The organism is Aequorivita sp. CRS11 (assembly GCF_059693805.1).
Genome location: NZ_JCATIG010000011.1, coordinates 1 through 17,228 on the forward strand (window position 1 = coordinate 1; position 17,228 = coordinate 17,228).

The window sequence follows — 17,228 nt, forward strand, 5'->3', positions numbered from 1 at the left end:
GGATCAAACTCTTCATCGTATAATCTTCAATAATATTGCGACCATACACCAAAAGAGCCCGACTCTCAAAAAAATCTCGGGATTCTCACTTAGTTTAGTTTTCTTTGTTGACCAACTACCTTTCGATAGCCAATCTACGCTGTCAATTTCAATATCTCAATGAACTTATGTTTCTTTTTTTGCTCGCTTTCAAATCGTGTTTTATAGTCACTCATTGTTTTAGCGGGTGCAAATGTACAACTCTTTTTTAATCCTGCAATACTTTTTAAAAAATATTTCAAAAATTTTTAAGAACGTTGTTTTTGCTTTGCTGAACGTTTCTATTTGTTCTTTTAAGCGGGTGCAAATATAGATTGCTTTTTCAATCCCACAAACTTAATTGATATTTATTTTGAATTATTTTTTCAATCATTAAGTAAGGGTTTGAAAAGAGATAACTTAGCTTGAAAAATAAATTCACACCCTCTCTTTACCTTAATATATATACTATTTATGATGATGTGGCCGCGTTAAGGATTGAACGGTATGTTTGAGCTCTCGCAATAAGCTATTTTAGCGCATATGGAAGCGAGTAGTGAAAGCCTGGCCGATAACCGCAAAACGATTAATGGGAACGCTCAAAAAATCTCAATAATCGATAAACAGTATATTGCAAACCGCCGAAACTAATAGTATCTTTGCACCCTAAAATTTTTCAGTATATGATAGCCATTACCCTACCAGATGGAAGTGTAAAGCATTTTGATGCAGGAGTTACGCCTATGGACGTAGCCAAAAGTATTAGCGAAGGATTTGCGCGAAACGTGATTTCGGCATCCTTTAATGATGTAACGATTGAATCTACCACCCCATTAACTGAGGATGGAAGATTGGTACTATATACATGGAATAACGACGAGGGAAAAAAAGCGTTTTGGCATTCTTCCGCACATATACTCGCGCAAGCATTGGAGCAATTGTATCCTGGAATTAAATTAACCATTGGCCCAGCTATTGAAAATGGGTTTTATTACGATGTGGATTTTGGCGATAAAACCATTTCGGAAAAAGATCTAAAAGAAGTTGAGGATAAAATGCTTGAGATAGCTCGAGGAAAACACGAATTTTCATTACGTGAATCTTCAAAAGCTGATGCTTTGGATTATTATAAAAAGCAAGGCAATGAGTATAAAGTTGAATTGATTGAAAACCTGGAAGACGGAACAATTACTTTCTGCGACCACGATACGTTTACTGATCTGTGTCGCGGTGGCCACATTCCAAATACAGGAATCGTAAAAGCTGTAAAGTTGATGAGTATTGCCGGAGCATATTGGCGCGGTGATGAAAAGAATAAACAGCTTACGCGTATCTACGGAATCAGTTTTCCGAAACAGAAAGATTTAACCGAATATCTTGAATTACTGGAACAAGCCAAACAACGCGATCACAGAAAACTTGGAAAGGAGCTTGAGCTTTTCACATTTTCACAAAAAGTTGGGCAAGGACTTCCACTTTGGTTGCCAAAAGGTGCTGCGCTTCGCGAAAGACTTGAAAACTTTTTGAAGAAAGCTCAGAAAAAAGCTAGTTATGAAATGGTTGTCACTCCTCATATTGGTCAAAAAGAACTTTATGTAACTTCTGGACATTATGCTAAATATGGCGCTGATAGCTTTCAACCCATAAAAACGCCAAACGAGGGTGAAGAGTTTCTATTGAAACCCATGAACTGCCCACATCATTGTGAAATATACAATAGCAAACCTTGGTCTTATAAGGATTTGCCGAAGCGTTTTGCTGAATTCGGAACAGTTTATCGCTATGAACAAAGTGGCGAATTGCACGGTTTAACACGTGTTCGCGGTTTTACACAAGATGATGCACACATATTTTGTACGCCAGATCAATTGGACGATGAGTTCAAAAAAGTAATTGATTTGGTTTTATATGTTTTCGGTTCTTTAGGTTTCGAAAATTTTTATACTCAAGTTTCTTTACGCGACCCTGAAAAGCCCGAAAAGTATATTGGAAGTCTTGAAAATTGGGAAAAAGCCGAAAAAGCAATCATAAATGCAGCCGAAGCAAAAGGGCTGGATTATAAAGTTGAATATGGCGAAGCTGCTTTCTATGGTCCCAAACTGGATTTTATGGTAAAAGACGCGCTTGGAAGAAGTTGGCAGTTAGGTACAATTCAAGTAGATTATAACCTTCCTGAACGTTTTGAGTTGGAATACAAAGGCAGTGATAACGAGACCCACCGTCCGGTAATGATCCACCGAGCACCCTTCGGAAGTATGGAACGTTTTGTAGCAATTTTATTGGAACATACTGGCGGGAATTTCCCCCTTTGGTTGATGCCAGAACAGGTGAGTATATTATCATTAAGTGAAAAATATGAAAAATACTCACAAAAAGTTTTAAATTTGCTTGAAAATGACGAAATTCGCGCCCTTGTAGACAATAGAAACGAGACAATTGGCAAAAAAATTAGGGAGGCTGAAATGAACAAAATCCCATATATGTTGATTGTTGGCGAGCAGGAAGAAAAAGATGGAACGGTTTCTGTACGTAAACACGGTGAAGGTGATTTAGGCACAATGACGCCAAAAGCCTTTTCAGAATTGATTCAACAAGCAGTAAAAGACGAATCGAAAGAATTTAATGTTTAACTAAAATTAGTAAGCCATAGCAATACGAAGAAAAAGAAGTAGAGGACCTGCAAGGATAATTAAGGAAGATCAACACAGAATCAACGGAAAGATTCGTGCTGAAGAAGTTCGCCTTGTGGGAGACAATGTTGAAATAGGAGTTTATCCTTTAAAAAAAGCACGTGAAATTGCTGAAGAGCAAGAACTCGATCTTGTGGAAATTTCACCAAACGCAAACCCGCCAGTTTGTAAAGTAATAGACTATAAAAAGTTTGTTTACGAACAAAAAAAGCGTGAAAAGGCACTTAAGGCCAAAGCAACCAAAGTTACCATTAAGGAAATCAGGTTCGGGCCAAATACCGATGATCACGATTACGAGTTCAAAAAGAAACACGGCGAAAAGTTTTTGCAGGAAGGTTCTAAACTGAAAGCATATGTTTTCTTTAAAGGACGTTCCATCATTTACAAAGACCAAGGTGAAATTTTGCTTTTGCGTCTTGCCCGGGATCTTGAGGAATTCGGAAAAGTGGAGCAAATGCCAAAATTGGAAGGCAAGCGAATGATTATGTTCATTGCCCCTAAAAAGAAATAATACTTCATTTTTTAAAAGAAATTGAAGTTCACAATAAAGCGAAGTAATAAATAAAAAGTAGGAAACATGCCGAAACAAAAAACAAAATCCAGTGCCAAGAAGCGTTTTAAGCTTACAGGTACAGGTAAGATTAAAAGAAAGCATGCGTTTAAAAGCCACATCTTAACAAAGAAAAGCAAAAAACGCAAACTTGCATTGACCCATGATGGGTTGGTGGACAAGGCCGACGAGCCTAATGTTAAGCTAATGCTTCGAATGAAGTAAAAGCCTAACCGGTTAAAACAAGTATTTAAACCCTGGAGTAGTGCCAAAACGATTTTAGATTAACGATTGTTGATTTAAGAAGTTTTAAAACAAGTGTTGATTATCGACCGCCTGCTACAAAAAAATTAAAATTATGCCAAGATCAGTAAATTCAGTTGCGAAGAGAGCCCGCAGAAAAAAGGTTCTTAAACAAGCCAAAGGTTACTTTGGAAGACGTAAAAACGTATGGACGGTTGCTAAAAACGCTGTGGACAAAGCAATGCTTTATTCATACCGTGACCGTCGTGCAAAAAAGAGAAATTTCAGATCCCTTTGGATCACCCGTATCAACGCGGGCGCAAGACAGCATGGAATGTCTTATTCACAGTTTATGGGAAGTTTAAAAAACAGTGGAATCGAACTTAACCGTAAGGTTTTGGCAGATTTGGCTATGAACCACCCAGAGGCTTTTGCCGCAATCGTAAAACAAGTAAAATAAGACATTAACTATATTATTTCGCCTAAAGACCGCTTCAGCAATGAGGCGGTTTTTTTATGCAAAAAATTCAACTGAATAAGTTTCATTATCTTCGTTAAAAATAGATCGATGCCTCGCTCCAGACTTCTTCTTTTCATTTTGCTCTTTGCATCGGAAAGTTTTCTTTTCGCCCAAAAAGGAACTGGAAAACTATACAGAATTGACAGGTACGAATCTATCTATCTTCCCTTGGGAAAAATTTCCTTTGCAGATAAACTCATTGAATATAAGGTTGGCACGCCACCACCCATTCAGAAATATAGGGATAGTTTACAGTGCCTTCACGAACCAAACTATAAAAATTACCAAACGCCTAACTTTATTTCACTGGGCTGTGGAGGAAGTTTAACCGTAGAATTTACAGACAATGGTTTTATGAATCTTCCGGGCGATGATCTTTATCTTTTCGAAGTTGGTCCTTCCAAAGAGCCCGCCAAAGTCGAGATTTCACAAAATGGCACAGATTGGATATATGCCGGAAAAATTGCGGGTGGAAAGTCCTCCATAGATTTAAGCAAAGAAGGAATTGATACCGAAACCGTTTTCTATTTTCTCAAGATTACCGATTTAAAAGACCTTTGCAAAAGCAAAAGTGCCGGGGCAGATATAGACGCCATTGGAGCTATAAATAGCGTAATCAAACTTACAATTAACGCAGATGTTCTTTTTGATGTTGCCAAATATGAATTAAAGGAAAACGCAAAACAAAGTCTCGATTCTCTGGCAGAATCCATTCGTCAAGTAGATAAGGCAACCATATTGGTGGAAGGCCACACCGATAGTGATGGTGACGATAATTCAAATATGTTGCTTTCTGAAAATAGATGTATTTCAGTAAAAAATAGATTAATTGAAATTTTTGGGGAAGACTCGTTATATGAATTCGAGATAAAACCGTATGGCGAAAGCAAACCTCGTTTTCCGAACGATACTGAAGAAAACAAACATCAAAACAGAAGGGTGGAAATTACAGTTTTACCGCCAAAGGATTATTACGAAAGTCTTTCTAGGGAATAGGTTTGAGGACTTTGTAAGATTTAGGTTTTCTGCTTTTTCTTTTTTGCCGCTGGGAATAAAACATTATTCAAAATTAGTCTGTAGCCCGGGGAATTTGGGTGTAATGCCAATTCCGTTTTTGCATCCCCTACTCTATGCTGATAATCCTCGGGGTCGTGACCACCGTAAAAAGTAAAGAAACCCTTTCCTTTTATTCCGTGAATGTATCGTGCTTCGCCATTGCTTTTGTTTTCGCCCATAATTAAAACATTACTTTTAATTTCATCAGGGTCAAAAGAAGTTGTTTGCCCCATAAATCCTTTTACCAAAGCAGTATGATTTTGGTTAAGCATCGTCGGGATTGGGTCCCACTTTGCGGAATAATCCATTAATGTAAAATAATCACTTTCCTTAGCAATTCTACGTTTTTCGGTCATATCAATACTGGAAAATTCATAGACCATCGGACTACGTTCCAGAATAAAATCCTTAAAAGCAAAAGTTTTATTGTAATCTATTTTACTTTGGTAACCCGGATCGCTTGGATCACCATCAAACATGGGTTCACAAATATCAACCCCTTCGGCGGAAAGAGCAATGTCAAAACTATCAGTAGCGCTACACATTGCAAACATAAACCCCCCCCCTATAACATAATCACGGATTTTTTTGGCAACATCCAATTTTGCTTCAGAAACTTTATTGTAACCCATTTTTGCAGCAAGCGCTTCGGCTTTAGCCTTTTCTTCAATATACCATGGTGCCGAACGATAGGCGCGATAAAACTTGCCGTATTGCCCCGTAAAATCTTCATGGTGCAAGTGAAGCCAATCGTAAAGAATAAGTTGGTCGGCCATTACCTCCTCGTCATAAATTACGGTATATGGAATTTCGGCATACGTTAAAACCATAGTCACGGCATCGTCCCACGGAAGGTTTCCTTTTGGGGAATAGACTGCGATTTTTGGAGCTTTTTCAAGAACCACGGCATCCATATTTTTTGAAGGACTACTTATGTCGGTAAGAATTTGTTCGGTTTTGCTATCGGAAATCACTTCAAAAGAAACTCCGCGAATCTGGCATTCCTTCTGAATTTCAGGGGAATCTGGCATCAAAAAAGAACCACCGCGATAGTTCAGCAACCACTTTACTTTTTGTTGTTTTTCCAATACCCAATAGGTAATTCCGTAAGCTTTTAGATGTTCTTTTTGGCTATCGGCATCCATTGGAATAAGGATGTATGAAGCTGAAGCTTTTAAAGAAAAAAGCAATATAAATATTAGAAAAATGAAACGTTGCATCGTGCGAAGATAACGACAATTTTTAAGCCAAAGTATCTATGGAGTATTAAAAAGGCACGTCATTATCCTCCTCAATAGAAAAATCATCGTTCATTGAACTTCCGAAGGCTTCGTTGGGCGAAGGCAGATTCTTCGTTTTGAAAGTATCGTCATTTGCTGCATCGTTCATTCGGGAATGGATTTCCGTTGGCATTTCGTAATCTGCAAGACTTTCAAATTTACCGAGATGGCCGATAAACTTCAAACGGATTTCATCCAGACCACCGTTACGGTGCTTAGCAACAATAAACTCCGCCTGTCCTGCCGTTGGGGTGTGCTCTTCATCGTCCCACTCATCAATCTTGTAATATTCGGGACGGTAAATGAAGGAAACGATATCTGCATCCTGCTCAATCGCACCAGATTCACGCAGGTCGGAAAGTAAAGGGCGCTTGCTTCCCCCACGGGTTTCAACGGCACGTGAAAGCTGCGAAAGTGCAATTACTGGAATGTTTAATTCCTTTGCCAATGCTTTTAGGTTTCGGGAAATGGTAGATATTTCCTGCTCTCGGTTCCCTCCTTTTTGGCTTCCACCGGCGGTCATCAATTGTAGATAATCCACAATTATAAGTTTGATGCCGTGTTGGGATGAAAGCCTTCTCGCTTTGGCGCGTAAATCAAAAATGGAAAGCGAAGGTGTATCATCTATAAAAAGAGGCGCTTTTTCAAGCCCTTTTACCTTTACATTCAGTTGTTCCCACTCATGTTTTTCAAGGTTTCCGGTACGTAATTTCTCGGAACTCAATTGTGTTTCGGAAGAAATCAAACGGGTAATGAGCTGTACCGAAGACATTTCCAAAGAGAAAAACGCTACGGGAATGTTGTGCTCCACCGCGATATTCCGCGCCATGGAAAGCGTCAAGGCTGTTTTACCCATACCCGGACGAGCGGCAATAATAATCAAATCACTTGGCTGCCAGCCGGAAGTTAATTTATCAACCTTAGTAAAACCTGAAGGAACTCCGGAAAGTCCTTCTTTATTGGCTATTTCCTCGATTCGTTTCTTCGCTTGAATTACAAGATTCTGGGCAGTTTCTGATGACCGCTTAATATTACCCTGTGTAACTTCGTATAATTTTGCCTCAGCATTATCCAGAAGATCAAAAACGTCGGTTCCTTCATTATAGGAATCCTCAATAATTTCGTTTGAAATTTTAATCAAACTTCGTTGAATATATTTTTGAAGAATAATGCGCGCATGGAATTCAATATGTGCCGAAGAGGACACTTTTTGCGTCAATTGTATCAAATAAAACTCTCCGCCAACGAGTTCGATTTTGCCCTGCTTCTTAAGTTGTGTTGAAACGGTTAATAAGTCTACAGGCTGGCTATCTTCAAACAGATCGTGAATAGCTTCAAAGATGTGTTGGTGTGCTTGTTTATAGAAAACTTCGGGGTGTAGAATATCTATTACTTCATCAACCCCTTTTTTGTCAATCATCAAAGCTCCGAGCACAACTTCTTCTAAATCAATAGCTTGTGGCGGTATTTTGCCCTTTTCAAGCGATATGACCTGCGAAGAGCGGGTTGAAAAACTGGTTTGAGGTTTGATTTTTTCCATGAAGCGAATGTAAAGAAAATGTTAAGAGAAATGTATTGTTTTTTGTCTTACTATATTAACCATTCTTCAACAATTGAATTGTTGAAAACTGCGAAATATTGTTGATAACCCGTAAAAAAATCCGAGGCTTTCGCATCGGATTTACGGTAAGATAAGCTATTGTTAGTTTTAACTTTTAAACTCGCCCATTTCCAAATATTTTTCCATCCGTTTTTTAACCAAATCGGTTGGGGATAACATTTTTAAGGTAGCATATGACTTTTCAATGGTGCTTGCCACCGTTGTAAAAGTTTTCTCACGGTCGCTATGGGCACCACCTATTGGTTCCTTTACAATTTCATCAATGAGCTTAAGTTTTTTCATGTCTGTTGCTGTAAGCTTTAAGGCCTCGGCGGCCTGTTCTTTAAATTCCCAACTTCTCCATAAAATAGAAGAACAGCTTTCGGGGGAGATTACGGAGTACCAAGTGTTTTCGAGCATCAACACTTTGTCACCAACACCTATTCCCAAAGCGCCTCCACTTGCTCCCTCTCCAATGATCACAACAATAATAGGTACTTTTAAGCGTGTCATTTCCAAAATGTTACGGGCAATGGCTTCCCCTTGTCCCCTTTCTTCTGCCTCCAAACCGGGGAAAGCTCCGGGAGTATCCACAAAACAAACTACGGGCACATTAAATTTTTCAGCAGATTTCATTAATCGCAAAGCTTTTCTGTAACCTTCAGGGTTTGCCATTCCAAAATTTCTGAATTGCCGGGTTTTTGTATTATAACCTTTTTGCTGGCCCACGAACATATAACTCTGATCGCCGATTTTTCCAAGGCCCCCGACCATCGCCTTATCGTCCTTAAAACTTCGGTCGCCGTGAAGTTCCAAAAAGGAATCGCCACAGATGGCTTTAATATAATCCATTGTGTACGGACGGTCTGGGTGCCGTGAAAGCTGCACGCGCTGCCAAGGCGTAAGGTTTTTATAAATTTCCTTTTTGGTTTCTTTTAGCTTTTTTTCAATCTGTTTACAGGTATTGGTCACATCTACATCGCTTTCTTCGCCAATTAGACATGCTTTCTCGTATTGTTCCTGCAATTCTTTTATAGGGAGTTCAAAATCAAGATATTCCATAATTTTTTCCTTCTTTTTGTAAAGGTTGGTGTACAAAGATAAAATTTTGTTTTAGGTGTTATGCAATCTTCTTCGTTTTCTTTCTTGGGTAATTTTAATGATTCCGTTGGCAATTACCGTTAACAATATAATAGCCGCGCCGTAATAAAACTGTGGACTCATATTTTCAGAATCTCCCAAAACGATTAGCGCCAAAATAATACCATACACAGGTTCCATATTTATGGTAAGCATAACAGTGTAGGGACTTATCCATTTCATAACATGAATGGACGCTATGAAAGCATATGCGGTACAGGCCGACGCGAGAATTATTAAATAAACCCAGTCGTGGGCTGAAACGGTGAAAAATTCCGTAGTGAATTTTCCTGCGAATGCGAGATAAATACTGATTCCAATAACACCAAATAGCAATTCATAAAATGAAATTGCCGAAGCTTTATGCTCCAACACAAATTTGCCATTGATTACAGAAAAAAGCGCACTCAAAAATGCTGAAATAAGCGCCAAAATAATGCCTAAGGTATAGGAAGCTTCCACGTCGAAAATTATGTAAAGTCCCACTACTACAATAAGTCCGAACAATACTTCGTATAAAATTATTTTTCTTCCGTAGAGAAGCGGTTCCAACAATGATGCAAAAAAAGCTCCCGTTGAGAGCACTGCAAGCGTTACCGAAACATTCGAGGCTTTGATCGCGCCAAAGAAAGTGAGCCAATGCACGGCAATAAGAATACCGGCGAAGCAAAATTTGCCCAATGTTTTCATCGAAAACCTTAAATTTTCTTTTTTGAAAAGCAAAAAGAGAAAGACAAAACCTGCAGCCAGCAACATTCTGTACCAAACCAATGGAATGGCTTCCAACGAAATCAAAGCGCCCAGAACAGCGGTGAAACCCCAGATAAATACTATAAAATGTAGGTGCAGATAATTGAGGAGCTTATCGTTTCGCATTTCTTAAAAGATAGATTGCCAATATTCCGAAAACAAAGTTCGGAAACCAAGTGGCTACGAAAGGAGAAAAATCACTTTGCTCTGCCATAGTGCCAAAAATTTTGTCGAAGAAAACAAAAACCATCCCGATACCAATACCAATGGCTAGGTTCAGCCCCATACCGCCACGCCTTTTTACAGAGGAAACGGCTACGGCAATTATGGTTAAAATATATGCAGAAACCGGCAAACTCCACCGTTTGTACCGAACTACTTCATATCTGTTTATATAAGAAGAACCGCGTGCCTTTTCCTTTTTAATGAAATCGTTCAGCTCTGTAAAATTCAGTGTTTCAGCAATGTAGGTTACCGGCGTTAAATCTTCAAGGTCAAAAGAAAAAACGGTATCGAGCTTTGGCTTGCTTTCCAAAACATCATCAAATTCCCCTATTTTTCTTTTGTTATAATGAAACAATGAATATGTGCTATCAGCTTCGTTATATTTTATCTGCGCTGCGGAAATTTTATAGGTCATTTTATTGCCTTCAAAATGTTCCAAAGTAAAGTTGCTTCCTATTTTATCGGTTACGTTGAAATAGCTAACGTAAATATAATCGTTGTCATTTATCTGTGTATAGACGTTGCTTTGGTCCCTATCTTGTTTTCCTTTTTTTAAATAATTATAGGAAAATTCATTAAAACCCTTGCTGGCCTTAGGCGCCAAGTACATACTAAAAACAAGCGCCGCTATGCAGACTATGGTAGCGCCAATTATGTATGGTCGAAGAAAACGATAATAAGAAACGCCACTGCTCAAAAACGCAATAACCTCCGTATTGTTAGCTAATTTTGAGGTAAACCAAATTACAGAAAGAAAAAGGAACAGCGGAAAAAGCAGATTGGCAAAGTAAATGGTGAAGTTGTACAAATAGATAAGAACCTCCATCAACGGCACTTCGTTTTCCAGAATTTTATCAATCTTCTCAGCAAGATGGACTGTGATTCCAATAGGTATAAAAAGCAATAACAGGAGCGAAAAAGTGCCTAAGTATTTCTTTAATATGTACCTGTCGAGAATGCGGAGCATGTTATAGTCTTTGATCCAGTTTCTTTACCATGCCGTTTTTCCATTCGGCAAAATCACCTGCTAATATATGTTTTCTCGCCTCGCGAACCAACCATAAATAGAATCCCAGATTGTGGATGGTGGCTATTTGCCTTCCCAGCATTTCGTTTACGGTAAACAAATGGCGGAGATATGCTTTGTTATATTCGGTATCTACCCAAGTAATCCCCATCGGGTCTATTACAGAAAGATCTGCTTCCCACTTTTTGTTTTTTATATTGATAATTCCTTCGGAAGTGAAAAGCATCCCATTCCTGCCGTTTCGTGTTGGCATTACGCAGTCGAACATATCTATTCCCAACGCAATATTTTCCAAAATATTTACCGGTGTTCCTACGCCCATCAAATAACGCGGTTTTTCCTTTGGGAGAACTTCAGTTACTATTGCTGTCATTTCGTACATTTCCTCAGCGGGTTCTCCAACCGAAAGTCCGCCAATGGCGTTGCCTTCAGCTCCAACCGAAGCAATATATTCAGCAGATTGCTTTCTTAAATCTTTATAAGTACTTCCTTGCACTATTGGAAAAAAAGTCTGTCCATAATCATACTTTAAGGGTGTTTTTTTCAAATGTTTTATACAGCGGTCCAGCCATCGATGTGTCATGTGCATAGAACGTTTTGCATAGTTAAAATCGCAAGGGTATGGCGCACATTCATCAAAAGCCATAATGATATCGGCACCTATGGTGCGTTGTATTTCCATTACGTTTTCAGGCGTAAAAACGTGATAACTCCCGTCAATATGGCTCTTGAATTTTACCCCTTCCTCCTTGATTTTTCTATTTGCTGAAAGCGAATATACTTGGTAGCCACCACTATCCGTTAAAATATTTCGATCCCAATTCATAAATTTATGAAGTCCGCCAGCTTTTTCTAGAACAGGCATTTGTGGCCTTAAATACAAATGATAGGTATTTCCAAGAATGACGTCTGGGTTTATATCTTCCCTTAATTCACGCTGATGCACACCCTTTACGGTGCCAACCGTGCCCACGGGCATAAAGATAGGAGTTTCAATCACTCCGTGATCTGTGGTTATGGTTCCAGCGCGGGCGCTGCTTTGTAAATCTGTAGCTTCTAATTTAAAGTGCATTCAGCAATTTTTATTGAGGTGGCAAAGATAACTTTATAATTCTGAATTGGGAATTATGAATTCAGAATTGAGCAGCATGTTAACAAAACCCTCAAATCGTTAATAAAACCATTTGTTTACTCTTTGAACAGCCTGCCGAATACCGTACTTTTGACACTGAAAATTAAAACACATTATGGCAGATTACAAAGCACTTGAGGATTTGGTGGTTCAGGTCCGAAGAGATATTTTAAGGCAGGTACACAAAGTGAATTCTGGGCATCCCGGCGGCTCACTTGGGTGTACTGAATTTTTCGTGGCACTCTACAACGAATTGATGGAACGCAATGAAAATTTCACACTGAACGGCATTGGTGAAGATCTCTTCTTCCTTTCAAACGGACATATTTCACCTGTTTTCTACAGTGTTTTGGCACGGGCGGGCTATTTCCCCGTGGAAGAACTGAACACCTTCCGTCTTTTAAATTCGCGTTTACAGGGCCATCCAACAACGCACGAAGGTTTACCGGGTGTTCGGATTGCCTCGGGCTCCTTGGGTCAGGGCATTTCTGCTTCTATTGGGGCCGCACTCACTAAAAAGCTCAACAAAGACAAACATTTAATCTACACACTTTGTGGCGATGGCGAATTACAGGAAGGTCAAAATTGGGAAGCAATCATGTATGCTGCGGGAAATAATGTGGACAACCTGATTGTAACCGTTGATTTAAACGGCCAGCAGATTGACGGAGCTACTAAAAATGTACTTCCCCTCGGAAATTTGAAAGCAAAATTTAAAGCTTTCGGTTGGGATGTGATGGATATTGAAAAAGGAAATGACCTAAAAGCTATCGTTTCGGGAATGAAAAAAGCGAAAGAAAAAACAGGCAATGGAAAACCCGTTTGTGTTTTGCTACATACCGTAATGGGCAATGGCGTTGATTTTATGATGCATACCCACGATTGGCACGGAAAAGCACCAAATGACCAGCAGTTGGAAACGGCGCTTTCACAAAACCCTGTAACCTTGGGAGATTATTAGGCCCACCCCTAACCCCTCCCGAAGGGAGGGGAACTTAAAACTCTAAATGAAACTAAAAATTTAAATACAACCCATTATAAGCTCCTCCTTTGGAGGGGTTGGGGAGGCTTATGAAAAAATATACAGATACAGGCAAAAAAGATACACGTTCAGGTTTCGGGGACGGGCTCACGGAACTTGGAAAGAAAAACAAAGATGTCGTTGCACTTTGTGCAGATCTTACGGGTTCGCTTAAAATGGACGAGTTTAAGGATAACCATCCAGAGCGCTTCTTTCAAGTGGGTATAGCCGAAGCAAATATGATAGGCATTGCTGCGGGAATGACCATTGGCGGGAAGATTCCCTTCACCGGAACTTTCGCGAATTTTTCTACGGGAAGGGTTTATGACCAAATTCGTCAAAGTGTTGCTTACAGCGGAAAAAACGTAAAAATATGCGCTTCACACGCTGGGATTACTTTGGGTGAAGATGGCGCTACGCACCAAATTTTGGAAGATATCGGATTGATGAAGATGCTTCCGGGAATGACGGTAATCAATACCTGCGATTATAACCAAACAAAAGCTGCAACAATTGCAATTGCAGATTTTGAAGGCCCTGTTTATTTGCGTTTTGGAAGACCGAAGGTTGCAAACTTCACTCCTGCAGACCAGAATTTTCAAATAGGAAAGGCGGTTCAATTGCAGGAAGGAATTGATGTAACTATTATTGCCACCGGCCATTTGGTTTGGGAAGCTTTGCAAGCTGCGGAAACTTTAAACGAAAACGGAATTACTGCCGATGTAATTAACATACACACTATAAAGCCTTTGGACGACGAAGCAATTCTGAAAAGCGTGAAAAAAACAGGCTGTGTAATAACTGCCGAAGAACACAACTTCTTAGGTGGTTTGGGCGAAAGTGTGGCGCGTGTATTAGCTACGCACCATCCCGCTCCGCAAGAATTTGTTGCAACGCAGGATACTTTTGGGGAATCCGGAACTCCCGAGCAATTGATGGATAAATACGGCTTGAATGCTTCGGCAATTGTAAATGCTGTAAAAAAGGTTATTGCCCGCAAATAATCTATAAAGTAATTAATTATAAAAAAGCCCGATTCGTAAAGGAATCGGGCTTTTTGTTATCTTTTATTATTTTTTTTTAACTGTCAGAATCTAAATAATCTGGAATACCATCCCCATCAACATCAGGAAAGGTTATATTTCCATTGCCGTCTATTTCTATTTCATATTTAGTTAAACGGCCATCACCATCATCATCATCATCTAAATAATTTACCGCACCTGCACCGTCCGTATTATCATTCAGCAAAAAGCCGTCCTCATTAAGATCCTCCATATAAGATGGTATTCCATCTTCGTCATGATCAGCTACTTCAGACTCAAATAATTCAAAAGAGAAAATAAGTTGGTCGTAGGCATTCAATCCCCCAGTGGGTGGAGGATACTGATAATAAGCCAAACCGGAGGGTATAAATACTGCACCAATACCGTAATTTTCGAAAGTAAGTGTGCCATCAGGATTAGAAATAACATTGGATGCACCTCTAAATTGGATAATTGCTTGCTGCAATCCTCTTATGATTCCAGAACTCGTTGGCGTATCTACTAGGTTAAATCTAACTGGAATCACGGAACTGTCAAACAAATCAAGATTCATTAACCTTCCCTCATAGGTGTTTATGGTATAATCGGCGAAATGCGGCTTTTCGCCACCACCATCACGTACATTCAAATAGTAAAGCTTATATTCGACATCAGTATCCACTACGTCCTTAACCTTAATAAAATCTACCTGCCCCATCAAAGGAGTTTTTGAAGCATTATCTCCTGCTATTGTATCAAACTTTATTTTAAAATTTTCGGGATCCGTCTCAAAATCTTCGTAATTGTAAAAATGCGTTTCCAAAAATTCTTCAATTTCCTCTTGCGCTCTTAAAGCCTCAGGTCCACGGTCACGTGGCGGAATAACTTCAACAACATCATCATCTTTTTTACAAGAAGTAGTAATAAATAGCAGCCCAATCATCAAGCCGCAAGCGTATTTTATTTTAATCATCATCCAGGTTTTGTGGGCGCAAGATACAATTTTCCGTTATTTTTGCACACTACATTAACGTTGTTTTGGGCATAATAATTATGAGGATTGATAAATATATATGGGCAGTTCGGTATTTAAAAACCAGAAATATGGCTACTCAGGCATGCAAAAAAGGTTCTGTACGTGTTAATGGTGATATTGTAAAACCTTCCAGAGACGTTTATCCGGGCGATACTATAAACCTTCGGAAAAACCAAATTAATTATGAATTGGAAGTTCTTGATCTGCCTGAGAGTAGAGTTGGCGCCAAATTGGTAGATTTATATAGAAAAGACACAACTCCCAAAGAGGCATTTGAAACCAATGAAATGCTGCAATACGCAAAAACCTATTACCGTAAAAAAGGAGTTGGCAGACCCACAAAAAAGGACAGGAGAGATTTGGATGATTTTACCGAATCTACAGATGATGAAAATGAGGCGTTATAACTATATTTGAAAAAAATAACAAATGCAAGAAATAAATACTATCATTCTGGACAAAAAACAGATTGCCCATAAAATAAAGCGAATTGCCTATCAAATCTACGAAACGAATGTAGATGAAAAAGAGGTGGTGATTGCAGGCATTATGACCAATGGTTTTGTGTTAGCAAAGAAACTTAAAATTGAAGTCGAGAAAATCTCTCCTATAAAAGTGATTCTTTGTGAAGTGATAATTGATAAAAAGAACCCTACCAACCCAATAAAAACCTCATTGAAAGAGGAAGAATACAAAAATAAATCATTACTCCTTGTTGACGATGTGCTCCATTCAGGAACCACTTTAATTTATGGTGTGAAACATTTTCTGGAAGTACCATTAAAACAATTCAAGACAGCAGTTCTTGTTGACAGAAACCATAAAAAGTATCCTGTAAAAGCTGATTTTAAAGGCATTTCGCTTTCAACCTCGCTAAACGAAAACGTTTCTGTGATATTTGAGAAAAATAACGACAGAGCGGTATTAGAATAACTTCAAAATTATTTTTTCAACAGTTTCAGCTACACTTTCCGGTCCAACTTCAATAATCAAATCTGCCTGATTATAATAGAATGCCCTCTCGAATAGGTGTTTTCTAATGAAATCTTCAAGTTCATCTTCAGAACCTAAGTGAGCTATCAGGGGTCTTTCTGCCTTTTCTGAAAACAATCGGGAAACCAGAATATCTATCGGAATTTTTAAATGCACTGAAACGGTATCTTCCTGTTTTTGAATAAATTCAATCGTATCTGAATAACACGGGGTTCCACCCCCTGTTGCCAAAACGAAGCTGTTGGGGTATTTCAGAAGTTCCTTCAATATTTTGTTTTCCACTTTTCTGAAATAGACCTCTCCCTTTTCTGAAAATATTTTGGATACAGAAATCCCCTCAGCTTTTTCAATTTCAGAATCCATATCCTTAAAAGGTAGCCTCAAAACTTCCGCAACTTTTTTTCCTATGGAAGATTTTCCGCTTCCCATGTATCCAACTAAGATGATTTTCATAGGTTTTCAAATTACGAAATTCTCAAAATATGGTGTAACATTCTCCTATATTTTGTTGATTATTTATCCAAATGCAGCTTTTGAAATAAAAAATTCATTTGTGAGCCCCTGTATTTCAAAGGTTTTAGATTTTCCTCAAATTTAATTCATTTTCGTTTTGAAAATTTCATTTAATGATAGTATATTTGCACCCGCAATAAGGAAGACCTGGTAGCTCAGTTGGTAGAGCACCTCCCTTTTAAGGAGGTGGTCCTGGGTTCGAGCCCCAGCCAGGTCACAAAAAGTTAAGCCCTCGGTTTAACTTTTTTTGTTTAAAACACTTCTTAATTTGTTTTAAACGCTTAGGTGAAAATGAGTATCCACCCGGGTGCTGGAATTGGTAGACAGGCATGGTTGAGGGCCATGTGTCCTTTGGGCGTGTGGGTTCAAGTCCCATCCCGGGTACATTTTTTCCCAATATGTTTAGTGA

The 17,228-nt window shown here is 38.9% G+C and carries 17 protein-coding genes and 2 tRNA genes; 11 read left to right on the plus strand and 8 right to left on the minus strand.

Translation table 11 applies throughout. The annotated features are described in order from the left end of the window. The first annotated feature begins 701 nt into the window (after positions 1-701). From thrS to AC58DT_RS14395, 5 genes are all read left to right on the plus strand, one after another. A complete protein-coding gene (thrS, locus tag AC58DT_RS14375; protein WP_497217509.1) occupies positions 702-2,648 on the plus strand; it encodes a threonine--tRNA ligase in 1,947 nt (648 codons plus the stop codon). Positions 2,649-2,706: 58 nt separating this feature from the next. Beyond that, positions 2,707-3,219, plus strand: coding sequence for a translation initiation factor IF-3 (gene infC, locus AC58DT_RS14380; protein ID WP_262896523.1), 513 nt, complete (start codon positions 2,707-2,709; stop codon positions 3,217-3,219). Between the two features lie 66 nt (positions 3,220-3,285). Beyond that, complete coding sequence (rpmI, locus tag AC58DT_RS14385; protein ID WP_202335524.1) at positions 3,286-3,483, plus strand: 50S ribosomal protein L35; 198 nt, start codon at positions 3,286-3,288, stop codon at positions 3,481-3,483. A 133-nt stretch (positions 3,484-3,616) separates the two neighbouring features. Beyond that, complete coding sequence (rplT, locus tag AC58DT_RS14390; RefSeq protein ID WP_045081426.1) at positions 3,617-3,961, plus strand: 50S ribosomal protein L20; 345 nt, start codon at positions 3,617-3,619, stop codon at positions 3,959-3,961. Between the two features lie 108 nt (positions 3,962-4,069). Then, the gene (locus AC58DT_RS14395; protein ID WP_497217510.1) at positions 4,070-5,017 is read left to right on the plus strand and encodes an OmpA family protein; all 948 of its coding nucleotides are present in this window, start codon (positions 4,070-4,072) and stop codon (positions 5,015-5,017) included. A 20-nt stretch (positions 5,018-5,037) separates the two neighbouring features. Here the strand turns inward: AC58DT_RS14395 and AC58DT_RS14400 are convergent, their stop codons facing one another. The 6 genes from AC58DT_RS14400 to tgt all read right to left on the minus strand — a co-directional run bounded on the left by AC58DT_RS14400 (position 5,038) and on the right by tgt (position 12,171). Continuing rightward, complete coding sequence (locus AC58DT_RS14400) at positions 5,038-6,297, minus strand: asparagine synthetase B (RefSeq protein WP_497217511.1); 1,260 nt, start codon at positions 6,295-6,297, stop codon at positions 5,038-5,040. 46 nt (positions 6,298-6,343) lie between these two features. Beyond that, positions 6,344-7,897: a replicative DNA helicase gene (dnaB, locus tag AC58DT_RS14405; RefSeq protein WP_497217512.1), complete on the minus strand. Its 1,554-nt coding sequence runs from the start codon at positions 7,895-7,897 to the stop codon at positions 6,344-6,346. Between the two features lie 168 nt (positions 7,898-8,065). After that, entirely contained in the window at positions 8,066-9,019 is a 954-nt protein-coding gene (locus AC58DT_RS14410; protein ID WP_497217562.1) for an acetyl-CoA carboxylase carboxyltransferase subunit alpha, read from the minus strand. A 51-nt stretch (positions 9,020-9,070) separates the two neighbouring features. Next, positions 9,071-9,973 (minus strand): DMT family transporter, encoded by a 903-nt coding sequence (locus tag AC58DT_RS14415; protein WP_497217513.1) that lies wholly within the window; start codon positions 9,971-9,973, stop codon positions 9,071-9,073. After that, a complete protein-coding gene (locus AC58DT_RS14420) occupies positions 9,960-11,039 on the minus strand; it encodes an LptF/LptG family permease (RefSeq protein ID WP_497217514.1) in 1,080 nt (359 codons plus the stop codon). The genes AC58DT_RS14415 and AC58DT_RS14420 overlap by 14 nt, the downstream gene beginning before the upstream one ends. Before the next feature lies 1 nt (position 11,040). Beyond that, on the minus strand, positions 11,041-12,171 hold the full coding sequence (gene tgt, locus AC58DT_RS14425; RefSeq protein ID WP_497217515.1) for a tRNA guanosine(34) transglycosylase Tgt: 1,131 nt from the start codon (positions 12,169-12,171) through the stop codon (positions 11,041-11,043). Between the two features lie 175 nt (positions 12,172-12,346). Here tgt and AC58DT_RS14430 point away from each other — a divergent pair, with 175 nt between their 5' ends. Then, positions 12,347-13,192, plus strand: coding sequence for a transketolase (locus tag AC58DT_RS14430; protein ID WP_497217516.1), 846 nt, complete (start codon positions 12,347-12,349; stop codon positions 13,190-13,192). Positions 13,193-13,302: 110 nt separating this feature from the next. Continuing rightward, a complete protein-coding gene (locus tag AC58DT_RS14435; protein ID WP_497217517.1) occupies positions 13,303-14,256 on the plus strand; it encodes a transketolase family protein in 954 nt (317 codons plus the stop codon). A 76-nt stretch (positions 14,257-14,332) separates the two neighbouring features. Here AC58DT_RS14435 and AC58DT_RS14440 read toward each other — a convergent pair whose 3' ends face one another. Further along, entirely contained in the window at positions 14,333-15,250 is a 918-nt protein-coding gene (locus AC58DT_RS14440; protein ID WP_497217518.1) for an FKBP-type peptidyl-prolyl cis-trans isomerase, read from the minus strand. An 80-nt stretch (positions 15,251-15,330) separates the two neighbouring features. Here AC58DT_RS14440 and AC58DT_RS14445 point away from each other — a divergent pair, with 80 nt between their 5' ends. Together AC58DT_RS14445 and AC58DT_RS14450 are read left to right on the plus strand one after the other, a co-directional pair. Continuing rightward, entirely contained in the window at positions 15,331-15,720 is a 390-nt protein-coding gene (locus AC58DT_RS14445; RefSeq protein WP_062622642.1) for an RNA-binding S4 domain-containing protein, read from the plus strand. Positions 15,721-15,742: 22 nt separating this feature from the next. After that, positions 15,743-16,246 carry a phosphoribosyltransferase family protein gene (locus AC58DT_RS14450; RefSeq protein WP_497217519.1) on the plus strand — a complete coding sequence of 168 codons (504 nt, stop codon included), beginning with the start codon at positions 15,743-15,745 and terminating at the stop codon, positions 16,244-16,246. Here the strand turns inward: AC58DT_RS14450 and AC58DT_RS14455 are convergent. Beyond that, the gene (locus AC58DT_RS14455; RefSeq protein WP_497217520.1) at positions 16,238-16,759 is read right to left on the minus strand and encodes a shikimate kinase; all 522 of its coding nucleotides are present in this window, start codon (positions 16,757-16,759) and stop codon (positions 16,238-16,240) included. The two genes, AC58DT_RS14450 and AC58DT_RS14455, sit on opposite strands and share 9 nt — an antisense overlap. Positions 16,760-16,963: 204 nt before the next feature. Between AC58DT_RS14455 and AC58DT_RS14460 the strand changes: the two genes are divergently transcribed. Both AC58DT_RS14460 and AC58DT_RS14465 read left to right on the plus strand, forming a co-directional pair. Continuing rightward, positions 16,964-17,036 (plus strand) — tRNA-Lys (locus tag AC58DT_RS14460). Between the two features lie 84 nt (positions 17,037-17,120). Continuing rightward, positions 17,121-17,203, plus strand: a tRNA-Leu gene (locus AC58DT_RS14465). Positions 17,204-17,228 lie beyond the last annotated feature (25 nt).

Bases quoted from the DNA above. Each gene is read 5' to 3' on its own strand.
- AC58DT_RS14430 (WP_497217516.1), top strand. From the start codon at position 12,347: ATGGCAGATTACAAAGCACTTGAGGATTTGGTGGTTCAGGTCCGAAGA.
- AC58DT_RS14435 (WP_497217517.1), top strand. From the start codon at position 13,303: ATGAAAAAATATACAGATACAGGCAAAAAAGATACACGTTCAGGTTTC.
- AC58DT_RS14440 (WP_497217518.1), bottom strand. From the start codon at position 15,250: ATGATTAAAATAAAATACGCTTGCGGCTTGATGATTGGGCTGCTATTT.
- AC58DT_RS14415 (WP_497217513.1), bottom strand. From the start codon at position 9,973: ATGCGAAACGATAAGCTCCTCAATTATCTGCACCTACATTTTATAGTA.
- AC58DT_RS14445 (WP_062622642.1), top strand. From the start codon at position 15,331: ATGAGGATTGATAAATATATATGGGCAGTTCGGTATTTAAAAACCAGA.
- dnaB (WP_497217512.1), bottom strand. From the start codon at position 7,897: ATGGAAAAAATCAAACCTCAAACCAGTTTTTCAACCCGCTCTTCGCAG.
- rplT (WP_045081426.1), top strand. From the start codon at position 3,617: ATGCCAAGATCAGTAAATTCAGTTGCGAAGAGAGCCCGCAGAAAAAAG.
- AC58DT_RS14455 (WP_497217520.1), bottom strand. From the start codon at position 16,759: ATGAAAATCATCTTAGTTGGATACATGGGAAGCGGAAAATCTTCCATA.
- AC58DT_RS14450 (WP_497217519.1), top strand. From the start codon at position 15,743: ATGCAAGAAATAAATACTATCATTCTGGACAAAAAACAGATTGCCCAT.
- tgt (WP_497217515.1), bottom strand. From the start codon at position 12,171: ATGCACTTTAAATTAGAAGCTACAGATTTACAAAGCAGCGCCCGCGCT.
- AC58DT_RS14395 (WP_497217510.1), top strand. From the start codon at position 4,070: ATGCCTCGCTCCAGACTTCTTCTTTTCATTTTGCTCTTTGCATCGGAA.
- thrS (WP_497217509.1), top strand. From the start codon at position 702: ATGATAGCCATTACCCTACCAGATGGAAGTGTAAAGCATTTTGATGCA.
- AC58DT_RS14410 (WP_497217562.1), bottom strand. From the start codon at position 9,019: ATGGAATATCTTGATTTTGAACTCCCTATAAAAGAATTGCAGGAACAA.
- AC58DT_RS14420 (WP_497217514.1), bottom strand. From the start codon at position 11,039: ATGCTCCGCATTCTCGACAGGTACATATTAAAGAAATACTTAGGCACT.
- AC58DT_RS14400 (WP_497217511.1), bottom strand. From the start codon at position 6,297: ATGCAACGTTTCATTTTTCTAATATTTATATTGCTTTTTTCTTTAAAA.
- rpmI (WP_202335524.1), top strand. From the start codon at position 3,286: ATGCCGAAACAAAAAACAAAATCCAGTGCCAAGAAGCGTTTTAAGCTT.